Below are 15121 nucleotides of genomic sequence, written 5' to 3'. Positions count from 1 at the left end.
GGCTTCACGCGATTGTCTCCGGCGGGTCGTAGGGCCGGTCATGGGTCAGCGCCGGCACGCGGGCCCGGGCTTTCTCGACCTCGTTCATGTCGAGATCGGCAAAGATCACACCCGGCGCCGTGCCCGCATCGGCCAGAACCTCGCCCCAGGGCGCCACGGCCAGCGCATGGCCATAGGTAGCGCGCTTGCGGCCCGTGGTTTGCGGATGCTGGCCGGTCTGGGCGGGGGCCAGAACATAGCAGCCGGTTTCGATGGCGCGGGCGCGCAGCAGCGTTTCCCAATGCGCCTCGCCCGTCACCGGGCTGAAGGCGGCAGGCACGGTCAGGACCTGCGCCCCGGCCTTGGCCAGCGCGCGGTAGAGATGCGGGAAGCGGATGTCGTAACAAACACTCAGGCCCAGCGTGGCGAAGTCGGTGCGCGCGGTCACGGCCCGGTCGCCGGGGCGGATCCCGTTCGATTCGCGGTAGGTTTCGGTTTCCGAGACCTGCACGTCGAACAGGTGGATCTTGTCGTAGCGCGCGGTAACGGCGCCATCGGGGCCGATCAGGACCGAGCGGTTGGCAAAGCGCGGGTCGCTGTCGTCGCCGGTCTTGACGATGACCGACCCCGCCAGCAGCCAGATCCCGGCGCGTGCCGCCTCGTCGCGCAGCATGGCAAGGACCGGGTCCTCACCCTCGGGGCGCAGGACCTGTTGCTGGTGCTTGCGGTCGGCCGAGATGCAATTCGTGCATTCCGGCGTCAGCACGAAGCCCGCGCCGCCCGTCACCGCCGCGCGCACGGCCTCACGCACCGGGGCCACGTTGTCGGCGGGCAGATCGCCGACGCTCAGTTGCAACAGACCCGCGCGCACCGGATCAACCCGCCAGAAGCGGATCGAGCCCGCCCTGCCGGTCGAGCGCATGCAACTCGTCGCTGCCGCCGATATGGCGGTCGTCGATGAAGATCTGCGGCACCGTGCGGCTGCCCTTGGCGCGCTCGATCATCGCGGGTTTGATCGTGGGGTCGCTCATCACGTCGTACTCGGTGAAGTCGACGCCTTTATTGTTCAACAGCCGCTTCGCCGAGTGGCAGAAACCGCAGAAAGGCGAGGTATAGATTTCGACCTTGGCCATGACGCATCCTTTCTCATTTGCAACGGATGTAATGCGCCGGGGGGGTGTTGTGAACCGCGAAGGCGCTCAGGTCGCCGTATTGAGGCCATCCTCGCGCAGAACGCGGGCCAGAACGACCACATCGACATCGTCCGCGCCCGCCGCGAAACAGGCCTCGGCGGCTGCGGCGAGTGTCGCGCCCGAGGTCATCACGTCATCGACCAGCAGAATATGGCGGCCGGTGATACGTGTGGCGCGCGCCGGGCGGGCGGCGATGGCTTGGCGCAGATTGTCGAACCGGGCGGCACGGGTGCGTCCGTCCTGAATCGCGGTGGCACGCGTGCGGATCAGCAGATCGGGGCAATGCGGTCGGTCCAGCACGCGGGCAAGCCGCGCGGCCAGCAGCGCGGACTGGTTGTAGCGGCGGTGGAACAGGCGGCGGTAATGCAGCGGCACCGGGGCGACCAGCGTATCGGGCCGGATCAGCGGCGCGGCGGCACGGGCCATCCAGTGCCCGGCGGGGCGGGCGATATCGTGCCGGTCGCCGTATTTCAGCGCCAGCACCAGCTTGCGCGCCACCGCGCCGTAGACCAGCGGCGCGCGCGCGTGACTCCACGGTCGGGCGATATGTCCGCAATCGTCGCACAGGACCGGCGCATCGGCGACCGAGCCCGGCAGCGGCACGGCGCAGCGGTCGCAGGCCAGCCCGGTGATGAAGGGCGTCCCGGCCCAGCAGGCGGGGCAAAGCGTACCGGGTTCGGTCACCGCCGCGTCACAGGTGAGGCAGCGTGGCGGGTAGAGCACGTCGAGAAGCGCCCGCACGGCACGCTTGACTTCGCCGCCCCGGGCGCCAAACACATCCGACATGACGACCACCGCCCCCCCTGCCTTGACCGACCGCCCGGCGCTCGAGCGTTTTCGCGCCCGGGCCCGCCGCGACCCCGCGCTGTTCCTGCACGAGGATATCGCGGACGAAATTCAGGAAAGACTCGCCGAGGTTAACAGGACGTTTACAGCGCCCGCCGTGGTGACGCCCTTTCCCGCGCTCTGGCAGGACCGTCTGCCCGGCGCGGTGATCGTGCCCGACGCAGCTGTCCTGGCGCTGGAACCCGGCGCGCATGACGTGGTGATCCACGCGCTGGCGCTGCACTGGGCCGACGACCCGCTGGGCCAGATCATCCAGAGCGCCCATGCGCTGAAGCCCGACGGGCTGTTCATCGGCGCGCTGTTCGGTGGCCAGTCGCTGCACGAATTGCGCGCGGTGATGGCGCAGGCCGAAAGCGAGGTCACCGGCGGGCTGTCACCACGCGTGCTGCCGATGGGCGAGATCCGCGATCTGGGTGCGCTGCTGCAGCGCGCGGGGCTGGCGCTGCCGGTGGCCGACAGCTTCACCCGGCAGGTGCTGTATCGCGACCTTCTGCATCTGGTGTGCGATTTGCGCGCGATGGGCGAGGTCAACGCAATGGCGGGCCGTCACCGGCGCACGATGCCGCGCGCCATGCTCGCGCGTGCGGCGCAGCTTTATCACGAGGGTTTCGCCGATGCCGACGGGCGGCTGCCCGCGACGGTCGAGACGCTGGTGCTGACGGGGTGGAAACCCGCCGAGGGCCAGCAGCAGCCCTTGCGCCCCGGCTCGGCCGCGCAGAGGTTGGCCGAGGCGTTGGGCACGCAAGAGACAGGGCTGGAGCCTGCGCCCATTGCCGCACCCCGGCCTTCAGACGACTAACCGCCATTGACCCGCGTCTCGTTCCCGCTAGGTCAGGGGCGCACCGCCAGAGGATTCCGCATGACCGATAGCCAAGGCTCCACCCCGATGGGCATCCGCCCTGCGCATGCGCCCGCCGATCATCCGCCCGTACCGGCGCCGAAAATCGGTGTGCTGATCGCCAATCTGGGGACCCCCGACAATTATGATTACTGGTCGATGCGGCGCTATCTGGGGGAATTCCTGTCCGACAAGCGGGTGATCGATATCCCCAACTGGAAATGGCAGCCGCTGTTGCAGCTGATCATTCTGACCAAGCGGCCCTTCACCTCGGGCAAGAATTACAAGTCGATCTGGAATCACGACAAGGGCGAAAGCCCGCTGATGACGATCACCAAAGCCCAGACCGAGGCGCTGGCGCAGCGGATGGAGGGGATGTTTGGCGATCAGGTGATGGTCGATTTCTGCATGCGCTACGGCAATCCGTCGACCGAGAGCGTGGTCGACCGGATGGTGAAGGCTGGCTGCGAGAAGATCCTGTTCTTCCCGCTTTACCCGCAATATGCGGGCGCGACGACCGCCACCGCGAATGATGAGTTCTTCCGCGCGCTGATGGGGCAGAAGCGCCAGCCCGCCGCGCGCACGGTGCCCGCCTATTTCGACAGCCCGCACTATATCGAGGCGCTGGCGCAATCCATCGAGCGCGCCTATGAGGCCGCCGAAGAGCGCCCCGAATTGCTGCTCGCCAGCTATCACGGGATGCCCAAGCGCTACCTGATGGAAGGCGACCCCTATCACTGCCAGTGCCAGAAAACGACTCGCCTTTTGCGCGAACGGCTGGGCTGGGACGCTGATTCGATCCACACGACGTTCCAGTCGGTGTTCGGGCGCGAGGAATGGCTCAAGCCCTACACGGTCGAGCATGTGGCCGAACTGGCGAAGTCCGGCGTGAAGCGCATCGCCGTGGTGGCGCCCGCTTTCAGCGCCGATTGCATCGAGACGCTGGAAGAGGTCGAGGGCGAAATCCGCGAGGCGTTCGAACATGCGGGCGGTGAAAGCTTCACCTATATTCCCTGCCTGAACGACGATCCGCTGCACATGGATGTGCTGGCGCATCTGGCGGCCGAGAACCTGTCGGGCTGGACTGGCTGAGGCGCAGAATTATTCTGCAGTGCAGAAAAAAGCGAGGCCCGGCTGGGGATTACCCGCCGGGCCTGACGCAAGTTCTGTGTCCGGAACCACCATTGCGGCGCCCCGGAAAACCGAAAGGGGTCAGGCAAGCCCGACCCCTTTGGTTTGGATCGCGTGAGCGGATCAGCTCGCCAGAGCGGCGACGACGATCAGCAGCAGCAGCGGGACCACGATGCCGCCAACCGACGACGACGAGTGGGCCACAACAACTTCCGGCTCGACGTAGGGCGCCGGCTCAACGTAGCCGGTGGCCATAGCAGCGGTGCCGGCGACGGCCATCAGGCCAGCGAGAGCGAGTTTCTTCATGTTAACCTCCAGTATTCGCATGCCCCTGTTTTTGTTTGAGGACAGGAACATGCACCCAAGACGATACCTCGTACCCGATCTGAAAGCAGTTTGCGCGCTCAATTGCAACGGGGGACGTGAGGCTTTTCGCGTGGTTCGCGGCGATGTCGTCAAATTAGCAACACCTGTGTTCCGACCCGTGCGAAAGAATAAAGCTCTGCAATATGCTCGTTGTAAAGGCCGATACAGCCGCTTGACGAGCGGCGACCGATCTTGCGCGTGTCGTGAGTGCCATGGATGCGATAGAACTGCCAGCCAAGATAGAGCGCATGCGTGCCCAGCGGGTTATCCGGCCCGGGCGGCACATAGGGCGGCCATTCGGGATAGCGTTCCAGCATCGACGGCGTGGGTCGCCAGTCGGGGCCCAGAACCTTGCGCACGACCTCGGTCCGGCCCCGGCGCGTCAGTTCGTCGGTCATTGGCACGGAGGACGGATAAATACGGTAGGTGCCGCCATCCTCGGACCAGAAATGCACGCAGCGGCTGATCGTATCGGCCAGGATCGCGCCCCCTCGCAGCGACGAGAAATGGTCGCGCCATTCAAGCGTGCGGAAGCTGGAGATGTTGCGCGGGGTTTCCTGCCGGATGTCCGATTCCATCTCGGTGGAATTGTCCAGCGCGCTCTGGGCATCGGCACGGGATGCGCCGAAACCGGCCCCCAGCATGGCGGAACCCAGAAGAAGACCGCGACGGGAAACCCGCGCGAGGGGATTTTCTGACATGGGAAGGCCTCGACTGCTCTTATATTTTTTTGAATATATACAGCGAATCGGCCTTGATCGCAACGTTCTCGGCAGGGCTCTGACCGTAAACGCGCGGGGTGTTGATCGCCTTGGGGTTTGAGTTCGCAGGGGGAATTGGCTATGCCAAGACCGGCTCGCATTATGGCAGGACCCCGATGACCGGACGCGCCCTTCTCGCTGTTGTCGCCCTTCTGGCGCTCGCCGCCTGTGGCGCGCCGCCGCCCCCCGCCGCCACGCTTGGCCCGGACGGGCGCCCGGTGCAGACGATCTACGCCATCGGCTCTGCCGATATCCCCGAGATTCAGGCGCGCCTGCGCGACGCGCTGAACACCGTCCGCCAGCAGCAGGGCCGGATGCCGGTCGAGTTCGACGTCAACCTGACCTCGGCTGCGGCGACCCATGCACGCGACATGTCGGTTCAGGCGCGGGCATGGCATTTCGGCTCGGACGGTTCGTCGCCGATCGACCGGGTGCGCAGGCTGGGCTATGGCGGCTATTTCATCGGCGAGGCCGTGTCGGAAACCTATGAGACCGAGATCGAGACGCTGACCGCCTGGCTGTCGCAGGAAGACACGCGCGAGATCCTGCTGGACCCGCGCGCAACCGATCTGGGTTTCGCGTGGCATCAGGACCCGAACGGCAAGCTGTGGTGGGTGATCGGGCTGGGCGCGCGCACCGTTCCGGCGGGCGCGGCGCAAACGATCGAACAGCAGGCGCCGATCGCCGATACCCGGCCCAACCGCTAAGCCTCTATGCCGTCAGGATAATGCGCGTGCCGTTCTCGACCATGGCGTAGATCTCTTCGATCTCGCGGTTGGTGACGGCGATGCAGCCATTCGTCCAGTCCCCGCGCCGATGGCGACTGAAGCGCGATCGCGTGCCGGTGCCATGGATGAAGATGTCGCCGCCCGGGTCCTGACCGGCGGCCTCGGCCCGCGCGCGGTCCTCGGCATTGGGATAATCGAGACCGAGCGACAGGTGAAACGCGCTTTCGGGGTTGCGGCGGTCGATGGTGTAGACGCCTTCGGGCGTGCGCATGTCACCTTCGTGCTGCTTGTGGCCCAATGGGTTAGCACCCAGCGCGATATCGTAGCTTTCGAGCCTTGTGGCGGCGGACCACAGCTCCATCCGGCGGTCGGATTTGTGCACCCGGATCTCGGTCACCGGCGGGCCGTCATAGCTGCGAAAACGCGATCCGCCCGCGCAGGCGGCGAGCGGCAGGGCGGCGGCGCTCAGCAGCAGGTTGCGGCGGGCGATCACGCCAGCCACCGGATCGCACGGGCCACGAACTCGGCATCGCCGTCATTGCCGACGATCTCGGCGGCCTCGTAGGGATCGGCCCAATGCGCGGAATGACCCGGTTCCGTCGGCGGGCCCAGCGGTCGCACCGGAAAGGCCAGATAGATCATGCAGACCTTTTCGGCCCACAGATCGTATTCGGGCATGTAGGTGAAGCGGCGAAAGGTGCCCATGCGACGCGGCGCGGCGATGCGCCAGCCGGTTTCCTCGTACACCTCGCGGTGCAGGGCCTGAACCGGGCTTTCGCCGGGATCGATCCCGCCGCCCGGAAGCTGGAATTCCGGCCATGGTTCAAGCTGATGCGTCAGAAGTACCTGCCCGCCGCGCCACAGCACGCCATAGGCGCCCGCACGGCGGGTATAGCGGCGCCCGGCTTCGGGCCCCGGTCCAAATCGCGGGTTCATACCCGTCTCCTGTTCGTTGCTCGCAAGAGGCGAATCAGCATTGCCCCTTGGCCCTGCGCCAAGGATTCCTATATGACGGCCTCAAAACCAAGCCCCTTACGTGAAGGTTTCAACATGACCCTCGGTGCGCAAATCGCCTGGGACGATACGATCCTGCCCTTTCAGCTGGACAAGGCCGATGTTCGCGGGCGGGTCGCGCGCGTCGATGGCGTTCTCGATACGGTGCTGTCGCAGCACAATTACCCGGCCCCGATCGAAGATCTGGTGGCCGAAGCCGCGCTGCTGACCGCGATGATCGGCCAGACGCTGAAACTGCGCTGGCGGCTGTCGCTGCAGGTCCGTGGCAAGGGTGCCGCGCGGCTGGTCGCGACCGATTATTATGCCCCCGCCGAAGAGGGCGCGCCCGCGCGGATCCGTGCCTGGGCCAGCTATGATGCCGAGCGGCTCGAGCTGGATCAGGAAGGGTTCGGTCAGATCGGCGAAGGCTATCTGGCGATCATCATCGACCAGGGTGAAGGGATGCAGCCCTATCAGGGCATCACCCCCATCGCCGGCAAGTCGCTGTCGGATTGCGCCGAAGCCTATTTCGCCCAGTCCGAGCAGCTGCCGACGCGGTTCTCGACCGCGTTCGGGCGGTCGATTCTGGCCGGGCAGGAAGAGCGCTGGCGCGCGGGGGGCGTGATGCTGCAGCACATGCCCAAGGCAAGCCCGCATGCGCAGGGCGGCGCCACCGGCGATGACGGTCTGCTGCATGCCCGCGATCTGGTCGAAGGCGACGACGCCGAAAACTGGAACCGCGCCAATGTGCTGTTGGACACGGTGGAAGAGCTTGAACTGATCGGCCCCTCGGTGCATCCGACCGACCTGCTGCTGCGTCTCTTCAACGAGGAAGACCCGCGCGTCTACGATCCGCAGCGGATCGAGTTCGGATGCTCGTGTTCCGAGGACAAGGTGCGCCAGTCGCTGTCGATCTACTCGGCCCGCGACATTGCCACGATGACCACGGATGATGGCGAGGTCACTGCCGATTGCCAGTTCTGCGGCGCGCATTACGTTCTGGACCCGAAGACCGTGGGTTTCGAGGCGGAAAAGTCCGGGACCGATGATGGTGACGCGCAATGAGCTGATCCGCAGGTTGCGGGCCGCGCTGAATGGCGACGGCCCGCAATCGAGCGATTTCGACCTGAATCCGCAGTTTCGCCCCAAGGGTGTGAAACTGCGCCCCGCTGCGGTGCTGATCGCGCTGGTCGAGCGGCCTGAAGGCTGGTGCGTGATCCTGACGATGCGCGCCTCGACGCTGAAGCATCATCCCGGTCAGATCGCTTTTCCCGGTGGCAAGGTCGATCCCGGCGATGCCGGTCCCCAAGCTGCCGCCCTGCGCGAGGCGCGCGAAGAGGTCGGGCTGGACCCGGCGCAGGTGACCGTTCTGGGCGCGATGCCGCCGCACGAGACCGTCACCGGCTTTACCGTCATCCCCTTCGTTGCCGTGGTCGACGGCGAATTCAGCCCCGTTTGCGAAGAGGGCGAGGTCGCCGAGACGTTCTTCGTGCCGCTGACGCATCTGCTGGACGAAGGCGCTTATTCCGTCCAGCGCCGCCAATGGCTGGGCCAGTGGCGCAGCTATTTTACCGTGCCGTGGGGTCCTTATTACATCTGGGGCGCGACCGCCCGGATGCTGCGCGCGCTGGCGGCGCGGGTGGCATGAAGATTTCGGGCGAATGGCTGGAAAAGCCCGGCACGCAGGCGGTGATGGCGATGCTGACGGACGCCGGACATCATGCGCTGGCGGTCGGTGGCTGCGTGCGCAACGCTCTGTTGCGCGTGCCGGTGACGGATGTGGATATCGCTACCGATGCCCTGCCTGAACGGGTGATGGAACTGGCGCGCGATGCCGGTCTGAAACCCGTCCCGACCGGCATCGCGCATGGCACGGTGACAGTGGTTTCGGACGGCGAGGGATACGAGGTCACGACCTTCCGCCATGACGAGGAAACTTTTGGCCGCCATGCCCGCGTGAGTTTCGGCGCGACGCTGGAACAGGACGCGGCACGGCGCGACTTCACCATGAACGCGCTTTATGCCGATGCGACAGGCGCGGTGGTCGATCCTCTGGGCGGATTGCCCGACCTGCAGGCGCGCCGCCTTCGCTTCATCCGCGACGCCGATGCCCGCATCCGCGAGGATTACCTGCGGATCCTGAGATTCTTCCGCTTTCACGCGCAATACGGCGACCCGGAACAGGGCCTTGATCCTGACGCGCTGGCCGCCTGCGCCGACCATGCCGACCAGCTGGGCACGCTGTCGGCCGAGCGGATCACCGCCGAGCTGAAAAAGCTGCTGGCCGCGCCGGATCCGGCGCCCTCGGTCGCGGCGATGGCGCAGGCCGGGGTTCTCAGGCAGGTTCTGCCCGGCGCACAGGCGCAGGCGCTGCCGGTGCTCGTACATCTGGAAGACGGGAAGCCCGGCGGGTTCCTGCGGCGGCTGTCGGTTGTGACCGATCGGGTCGATACGCTGCGCCTGTCGAAAGCCGAGGCGCGCGATTTCGACAAGCTCCGCGCGGCGTTTTCCGGCATGGATAGCCCCGCCGCGCTGGGCTGGACGCTGGGTCTGCGGCTGGGAACAGATGCGCTTCTGGGGCGCGCCGCGTTGCTGGAAATGCCACCCGCGCCCGATTGGCGCGCCGAGGTGATGCGCGGGGCGCAGGCGGATTTTCCGTTGAAGCCCAAAGACCTGATGCCCATGCTGATGGGGCCCGCGCTGGGCCTTGCGCTGACGCGGGCGCAGACGCATTGGCTCGAACGCGATCTTCAACCGACGCGTGACGACCTGCTGGCGCTTCTGGGGCTGGCCTGACCCGCCTCGTCGGCCTAGATTGCCCTTCGCGTGTGAAGCACCGCGCGCTCTTTTCATTCCGACAGAACCCAAGACGACCGGGGACGCGCACCGTGTTCAGATTCTTTGAAAACCTGGTCGACCCCTATGTCGCCTATACCGAAACCGACACCCCGCCGCGGCGGCTTTGGCCCTTCATGGCGGGTTACGCGCGTCCGTTCCGCAAGGTCTTTGCCGTCACCACGATCTTCTCGGTCACCATCGCCTCCATCGAGATCGGGCTGTTGTGGTATCTGGGCCGGCTGGTCGATCTGCTGGACGAGACCGGCATGCAGAGCTTCTGGGCCGAGCACTGGCACGAGATGGCGGCGGCGGCCCTGTTCCTGCTGGTCCTGCGGCCGGTGCTGCAGTTTCTCGATGTCGGGCTGATCAACAACGCGATTATGCCCAATTTCGGCACGCTGATCCGCTGGCGCGCGCATCGTCATGTCCTGCGGCAATCCGTGGGCTGGTACGAGAACGACTTTGCCGGGCGGATCGCCAACCGAATCATGCAGACGCCGCCCGCCGCGGGCGAAGCGGTGTTCCAGATCTTCGACGCGCTGACCTTCTCGATTGCCTATATCGTCGGCGCCGCCGTGCTGCTGATGGGGGCCGATCTGCGGCTGGTGCTGCCGATGCTGATATGGCTGGCGCTTTATGTGGTGCTGTTGCGCTGGACCATCACGCGGGTGGGGCCCGCGTCGAAAGCGGCGTCGGATGCGCGCAGCGCGGTCACCGGCCGGGTGGTCGATGCCTATACCAATATCCATTCGGTCAAACTGTTCGCCCAGCACGATCTGGAAACCGATTATGCCCGCGAGGCCATCGAACATGCGCGCGACACGTTCCAGAAGGAAATGCGCATCTTCACGGTCATGGACCTGTGCCTTGTGGCGCTGAACGGCTTCCTGATCGTCGCCGTGGTCGGCTGGTCGATCTGGCTGTGGTCGGTGGGATCGGCCAGCGTGGGCATCGTCGCCGCCGCCTCGGCGCTGGTGCTGCGGCTCAACGCGATGACCGGCTGGATCATGTGGGCGGTGTCGTCCTTCTTCCGCAATCTCGGCGTCGTGGCCGAGGGGATGGAGACCATCGCCCAGCCGATCACCCTGACCGACGCCCCGGATGCCAAACCGTTGGATTTCCGCGAGGGCCGGATCGAGATGACGGGCGTCAGCCACCATTACGGGCGCGGGCAGGGCGGGCTGGATCATCTCAGCCTGACCGTCGCGCCGGGCGAAAAGATCGGGCTGGTCGGGCGCTCGGGTTCGGGGAAATCGACGCTGGTGAAGTTGCTGTTGCGGTTCTACGACCCCGAGGGCGGCACGATCCGCATCGACGGGCAGGACATCACGCAGGTGACGCAGGACAGTCTGCGCGCGCGGATCGGCATGGTGCAGCAGGACACGGCGCTTTTGCACCGTTCGGTGCGCGAGAATATCCTCTATGGCCGCGCCGAGGCGACCGAGGCCGAGATGATCGCCGCCTGCGACCGCGCCGAGGCGTCCGACTTCATCGCCAGCCTTGCCGATGCCGAGGGGCGGCAGGGGTTCGACGCCCGCGTCGGCGAGCGCGGGGTGAAGCTGTCGGGCGGTCAGCGGCAGCGGATCGCCATCGCGCGGGTGATCCTGAAGGACGCGCCGATCCTCGTGCTGGACGAGGCGACCTCGGCGCTCGACAGCGAGGTTGAAGCCTCGATTCAGGAAACGCTTTACGGGATGATGACCGGCAAGACGGTGATCGCCATCGCGCACCGGCTGTCGACCATCGCGCAGATGGACCGGATCGTGGTGATGGATGACGGCAAGATCGTCGAAGAGGGCACGCATGCCGCGCTTCTGGCGCAGGGCGGGCTTTATGCCGGATTCTGGGCCCGCCAATCGGGTGGGTTCATCGGCACCGAGGACGACGCGGCGGAATGAGGGAAGACCGGGGGCGCTGCCCCCGGACCCCCGGAGTATTTGAGGCAGAATGAAAGGGCGCGGGATGGGCCGCGCGACAGGCATGGCGATTTCGACACTGATCAAGCCTTTCCGCCCCGCCGAGGGCGCCCCGCCGCGCACGCTGTGGGCTTTCATTCGCTGGGCGCTGATGGGGGCGTGGCCGGGGATCAGCCTTGCCACGGTGATTTCGGCGCTGGGCGGCGCGACCGAGGTTATGACCGCCTGGGTGCTGGGCGCGGTGGTCGATGCTGCGACATCGGGCGATGCGCTGGGCTTCTTCGCCGATAACTGGGCCTTGCTGACGATCTTCGTGGTGTTCTTTCTGGCGATCCGGCCGCTGGCCTTCGGTCTGAACAGCGCCGCGAATTTCATGATCATCGCGCCCAATATCGACCCGCTGATCCTGTCGCGGCTCAATCGCTGGTCGATGGGGCAGGACATCAACTTCTTCGACAACGATTTCGCCGGGCGTATCGCGCAGAAACAGGTGCAGACCGCCCGCGCGCTGACCGAGGTGGTGAGCGAATCGATCAACACCGTGGCTTTTGCCCTGTCCTCGGTCGCGGGGTCGGTGGCGCTGATGGCGGCGATCGACTGGCGGCTGGGGCTGGGTCTGGCGGTCTGGGCGATCGGCTATCTGGCGCTGATCCGCGGCTTTATTCCGCATATCCGCAAGCGCGCCGCTGCGCGCGCCGGGGCGCGGGCGCAGGTGACGGGGCAGGTGGTCGATACGATCACCAATATCCGCACCGTGAAGCTGTTCGCCCATGCAAGGTTCGAAGACAGCAACGCGCTGGATGCGATGGGTCATTACCGCGAGAAGGTGCTGGCTTTCGGCAAGCTGTCGGCGATGTTCCGCGTGTCGCTGATGCTGTTCGCGGGGCTGTTGCCCGTGGGTCTGGTGGGCGGCACGCTGTGGCTGTGGTCGGGGGGCATTGCCTCGACCGGGGATATCGTCGCGGCGGGGTCGGTGGCGATCCGTCTGGCTCAGATGACCGGCTGGGTCAGTTTCACGCTGATGGGGATCTACGCCAATATCGGCGAAGTTGAAGACGGGATGCGCACGCTGGCCGTTGAACACGCGTTGACCGATGCCGAGGACGCGACCGAGATGCCGCCGGTGCTGGGCGAGATCGTGTTCGACGATGTGAGCTTTGCTTATGGGCGGCGCACCGGCGGCGTGGAAAAGCTGGACCTGACGATCCGCCCGGGTGAGCGGATCGGCATTGTCGGCGCCTCGGGCGCGGGGAAATCGACGCTGGTGTCGCTGTTGCTGCGGCTCTACGACACCGAGCGTGGTGCGGTGCGGATCGACGGGATCGACGTGCGCGATGTCACGCAGGAAAGCCTGCGCCGCCAGATCGGCATGGTCACGCAGGATACGGCGATGTTCAACCGCTCGGCGCGCGACAATATCCGCTACGGGCGGCCCGATGCCAGCGAGGCCGAGGTGGCCGCCGCCGCCGAAGCCGCCGAGGCGCATGAATTCATCGGCACGCTGCGCGACAATGCCGGGCGCAAGGGCTACGACGCCCAGCTGGGCGAGCGCGGGGTGCGGCTTTCGGGCGGGCAAAGGCAGCGGATCGCGCTGGCGCGGGCCTTTCTGAAGGACGCGCCGATCCTTGTGCTGGACGAGGCGACATCGGCGCTCGACAGCGAGGTCGAAGCGGCGATTCAGGAAACGCTGGACGAGATCATGGCGGGCAAGACGGTGCTGGCCATCGCGCACCGGCTGTCGACCATCGCGCGGATGGACCGGATCATCGTGCTTGACGCCGGTCGCGTCGTCGAAGAAGGCACGCATGACGCGCTGCTGGCGCGGGACGGGCAATATGCCCGCTTCTGGCAGCGCCAGTCGGGTGGATTCCTTGGGATGGACGAGGACGCATGATGGATCTGGAAACGGTGGACCCTGCCACCTTCGGGCGCAGCCTGACGGGGTTGGGCGTGAACCTGCTGACCCGCGATGTGCGGGCACTGGCGGGGTTCCTGACGGGTGTCTTCGGGCTGTCCGCGCATCGGCTGTCGGATGATTTCGCGCTGATCCGGCATGGCGATGTCCTGATGCAGCTCCATTCGGACGCCACCTTCGGCGCCCATCCGCTGCTGGGCCTGTTGCCCGAAAGCCCGCCGCGTGGCGCCGGGGTGCAGGTGTACTTGTTCGGGCTGGACCCGGACGCCTGCTGCACGCGGGCCGAAGCGTTCGGCGGCACGGTGATCGAAGAGCCGCGCGACAAGCCGCATGGCCTGCGCGAGGCGGTGATCCTGTCGCCCGAGGGCTATGCCTTTTCGCCCGCGAGGGAGAGCGCATGATCACGATCGAGCGTCTGAATACCCGCGCCGATGGCGTGGGCGCCGGTGTCAGCGTCGCGCGCGCCTTGCCCGGCGAGGTTGTCGAGGGCACGCCCGAGGGCGGGCGCATCGCGCAGCCGAAAATCCTGACCCCAACGCCCGAGCGGGTCGCCGCGCCCTGCCGCCACTACAAGGCCTGCGGCGGCTGTGCGTTGCAGCATGCCTCGGACGCGTTTGTCGAGAATTGGAAGACCGATGTGGTGCGGCAGGCTTTGGCCGCGCAGGGTATCGAGGCGCCGATCCGGGGCATCCATACCTCGCCGCCGCGCTCGCGCAGGCGGGCTGTGCTGGGCGGACGGCGGCTGAAATCCGGCGCGCTGGTGGGGTTCCATGCGCGCGCTTCTGACAGCGTGACGGCGATCCCCGATTGCCTGCTGCTGGACCCCGCGCTGATTGCGGTGATCCCGGCACTGGAAGCGCTGGTGACTGAGGGCGGCTCGCGCAAGGGCGAGATGCGGCTGGCAGTGACGCTGTTCGAACAGGGGATCGAGGTCTCGGTCACCGAAGGAAAGCCGCTGGACAAGGCCCTCTCGCTGTCGCTGCCCCAGATCGCCGGCGCGCATGGCTTGGCGCGACTGGCGTGGAACGGCGAAGTGCTGTTGCAGGAAGAGCCGCCGGTGCTGCGGATGGGCCGCGCGCGCGTCTCGCCCCCGCCGGGCGCGTTCCTGCAAGCCACGCCGCAGGGCGAGGCCGCGCTTCTGGATTGCGTGACCGAGGCGGTCGGCGACGCCAAGCAGGTGCTCGATCTGTTCGCAGGCGCGGGCACCTTTACCCTGCCGCTGGCCGAGCGGGCCGAGATCCACGCGGTCGAGGGTTATGCGCCGATGCTGGCCGCGATGGACCGGGGCTGGCGCAACGCGCAGGGGCTGAAACGTGTGACGAGCGAGGCGCGCGACCTGTTCCGCCGCCCCTTGATGCCCGATGAGCTGAAACGCTTCGACGCGGTGGTGATCGACCCGCCGCGCGCGGGCGCCGAGGCACAGATCGCCGAGCTGGCGAAAGCCGCAGTGCCGGTCATCGCGCATGTATCCTGCAACCCGGTGACTTTCGCGCGCGACGCCAAGACGCTGCTGGCGGCGGGTTACCGGCTGGATTGGGTGCAGGTGGTGGACCAGTTCCGCTGGTCCGCGCATGTCGAGCTTGCGGCGCGGTTTTCGCGGCCCCATATGGGCTGAAA

General features: G+C 66.6%; 17 protein-coding genes. 10 read left to right on the top strand and 7 right to left on the bottom strand.

Features of this window, described 5'->3' with window-relative positions; all coding sequences use genetic code 11:
• Positions 1-4: 4 nt before the first annotated feature.
• From JI664_RS09395 to JI664_RS09385, 3 genes are all read right to left on the bottom strand, one after another.
• A complete protein-coding gene (locus JI664_RS09395; RefSeq protein WP_207013643.1) occupies positions 5-850 on the bottom strand; it encodes a carbon-nitrogen hydrolase family protein in 846 nt (281 codons plus the stop codon).
• Positions 851-854: 4 nt separating this feature from the next.
• The gene (gene grxC, locus JI664_RS09390) at positions 855-1112 is read right to left on the bottom strand and encodes a glutaredoxin 3 (RefSeq protein WP_207013471.1); all 258 of its coding nucleotides are present in this window, start codon (positions 1110-1112) and stop codon (positions 855-857) included.
• Between the two features lie 66 nt (positions 1113-1178).
• Entirely contained in the window at positions 1179-1958 is a 780-nt protein-coding gene (locus JI664_RS09385; protein ID WP_207013470.1) for a ComF family protein, read from the bottom strand.
• Between JI664_RS09385 and JI664_RS09380 the strand changes: the two genes are divergently transcribed.
• Together JI664_RS09380 and hemH are read left to right on the top strand one after the other, a co-directional pair.
• Positions 1957-2817, top strand: coding sequence for an SAM-dependent methyltransferase (locus tag JI664_RS09380; protein ID WP_207013469.1), 861 nt, complete (start codon positions 1957-1959; stop codon positions 2815-2817). The two genes, JI664_RS09385 and JI664_RS09380, sit on opposite strands and share 2 nt — an antisense overlap.
• Before the next feature lie 60 nt (positions 2818-2877).
• Positions 2878-3948 carry a ferrochelatase gene (gene hemH, locus JI664_RS09375; RefSeq protein WP_286173991.1) on the top strand — a complete coding sequence of 357 codons (1071 nt, stop codon included), beginning with the start codon at positions 2878-2880 and terminating at the stop codon, positions 3946-3948.
• A gap of 162 nt (positions 3949-4110) precedes the next feature.
• On the opposite strand, the gene JI664_RS09370 is transcribed toward hemH, so the two are convergent.
• Together JI664_RS09370 and JI664_RS09365 are read right to left on the bottom strand one after the other, a co-directional pair.
• A complete protein-coding gene (locus tag JI664_RS09370; protein WP_109531753.1) occupies positions 4111-4293 on the bottom strand; it encodes a hypothetical protein in 183 nt (60 codons plus the stop codon).
• Between the two features lie 149 nt (positions 4294-4442).
• Positions 4443-5054, bottom strand: a complete 612-nt coding sequence (locus tag JI664_RS09365) for a L,D-transpeptidase (protein WP_207013468.1) — start codon at positions 5052-5054, stop codon at positions 4443-4445.
• A gap of 176 nt (positions 5055-5230) precedes the next feature.
• On the opposite strand from JI664_RS09365, the gene JI664_RS09360 reads away from it, so the two are divergent.
• Positions 5231-5821, top strand: a complete 591-nt coding sequence (locus JI664_RS09360; protein ID WP_207013467.1) for a CAP domain-containing protein — start codon at positions 5231-5233, stop codon at positions 5819-5821.
• Positions 5822-5825: 4 nt separating this feature from the next.
• On the opposite strand, the gene JI664_RS09355 is transcribed toward JI664_RS09360, so the two are convergent.
• Positions 5826-6332 (bottom strand): L,D-transpeptidase family protein, encoded by a 507-nt coding sequence (locus tag JI664_RS09355; RefSeq protein WP_207013641.1) that lies wholly within the window; start codon positions 6330-6332, stop codon positions 5826-5828.
• Complete coding sequence (locus tag JI664_RS09350; RefSeq protein ID WP_207013465.1) at positions 6332-6778, bottom strand: NUDIX hydrolase; 447 nt, start codon at positions 6776-6778, stop codon at positions 6332-6334. The genes JI664_RS09355 and JI664_RS09350 overlap by 1 nt, the downstream gene beginning before the upstream one ends.
• 114 nt (positions 6779-6892) lie before the next feature.
• Between JI664_RS09350 and JI664_RS09345 the strand changes: the two genes are divergently transcribed.
• From JI664_RS09345 to JI664_RS09315, 7 genes are all read left to right on the top strand, one after another.
• A complete protein-coding gene (locus JI664_RS09345; protein ID WP_207013463.1) occupies positions 6893-7900 on the top strand; it encodes an Hsp33 family molecular chaperone HslO in 1008 nt (335 codons plus the stop codon).
• Positions 7884-8483 carry a CoA pyrophosphatase gene (locus tag JI664_RS09340; protein WP_207013462.1) on the top strand — a complete coding sequence of 200 codons (600 nt, stop codon included), beginning with the start codon at positions 7884-7886 and terminating at the stop codon, positions 8481-8483. The genes JI664_RS09345 and JI664_RS09340 overlap by 17 nt, the downstream gene beginning before the upstream one ends.
• Entirely contained in the window at positions 8480-9631 is a 1152-nt protein-coding gene (locus tag JI664_RS09335) for a CCA tRNA nucleotidyltransferase (protein ID WP_207013461.1), read from the top strand. The genes JI664_RS09340 and JI664_RS09335 overlap by 4 nt, the downstream gene beginning before the upstream one ends.
• A 92-nt stretch (positions 9632-9723) precedes the next feature.
• Complete coding sequence (locus JI664_RS09330; RefSeq protein WP_207013460.1) at positions 9724-11571, top strand: ABC transporter ATP-binding protein; 1848 nt, start codon at positions 9724-9726, stop codon at positions 11569-11571.
• Positions 11572-11635: 64 nt separating this feature from the next.
• Positions 11636-13483, top strand: coding sequence for an ABC transporter ATP-binding protein (locus JI664_RS09325; RefSeq protein WP_286173990.1), 1848 nt, complete (start codon positions 11636-11638; stop codon positions 13481-13483).
• Positions 13483-13905 (top strand): VOC family protein, encoded by a 423-nt coding sequence (locus tag JI664_RS09320; RefSeq protein ID WP_207013640.1) that lies wholly within the window; start codon positions 13483-13485, stop codon positions 13903-13905. The genes JI664_RS09325 and JI664_RS09320 overlap by 1 nt, the downstream gene beginning before the upstream one ends.
• Entirely contained in the window at positions 13902-15119 is a 1218-nt protein-coding gene (locus JI664_RS09315; protein WP_207013459.1) for a class I SAM-dependent RNA methyltransferase, read from the top strand. Before JI664_RS09320 ends, JI664_RS09315 begins: the two co-directional genes overlap by 4 nt.
• Positions 15120-15121 lie beyond the last annotated feature (2 nt).

The sequence above is a fragment of the Rhodobacter sp. NTK016B genome (assembly GCF_017303295.1).
Classification (GTDB): Bacteria; Pseudomonadota; Alphaproteobacteria; order Rhodobacterales; family Rhodobacteraceae; genus Pararhodobacter.
Note: the sequence above shows the minus strand (reverse complement) of the source record. Positions and strands in the feature narration are given on the sequence as shown.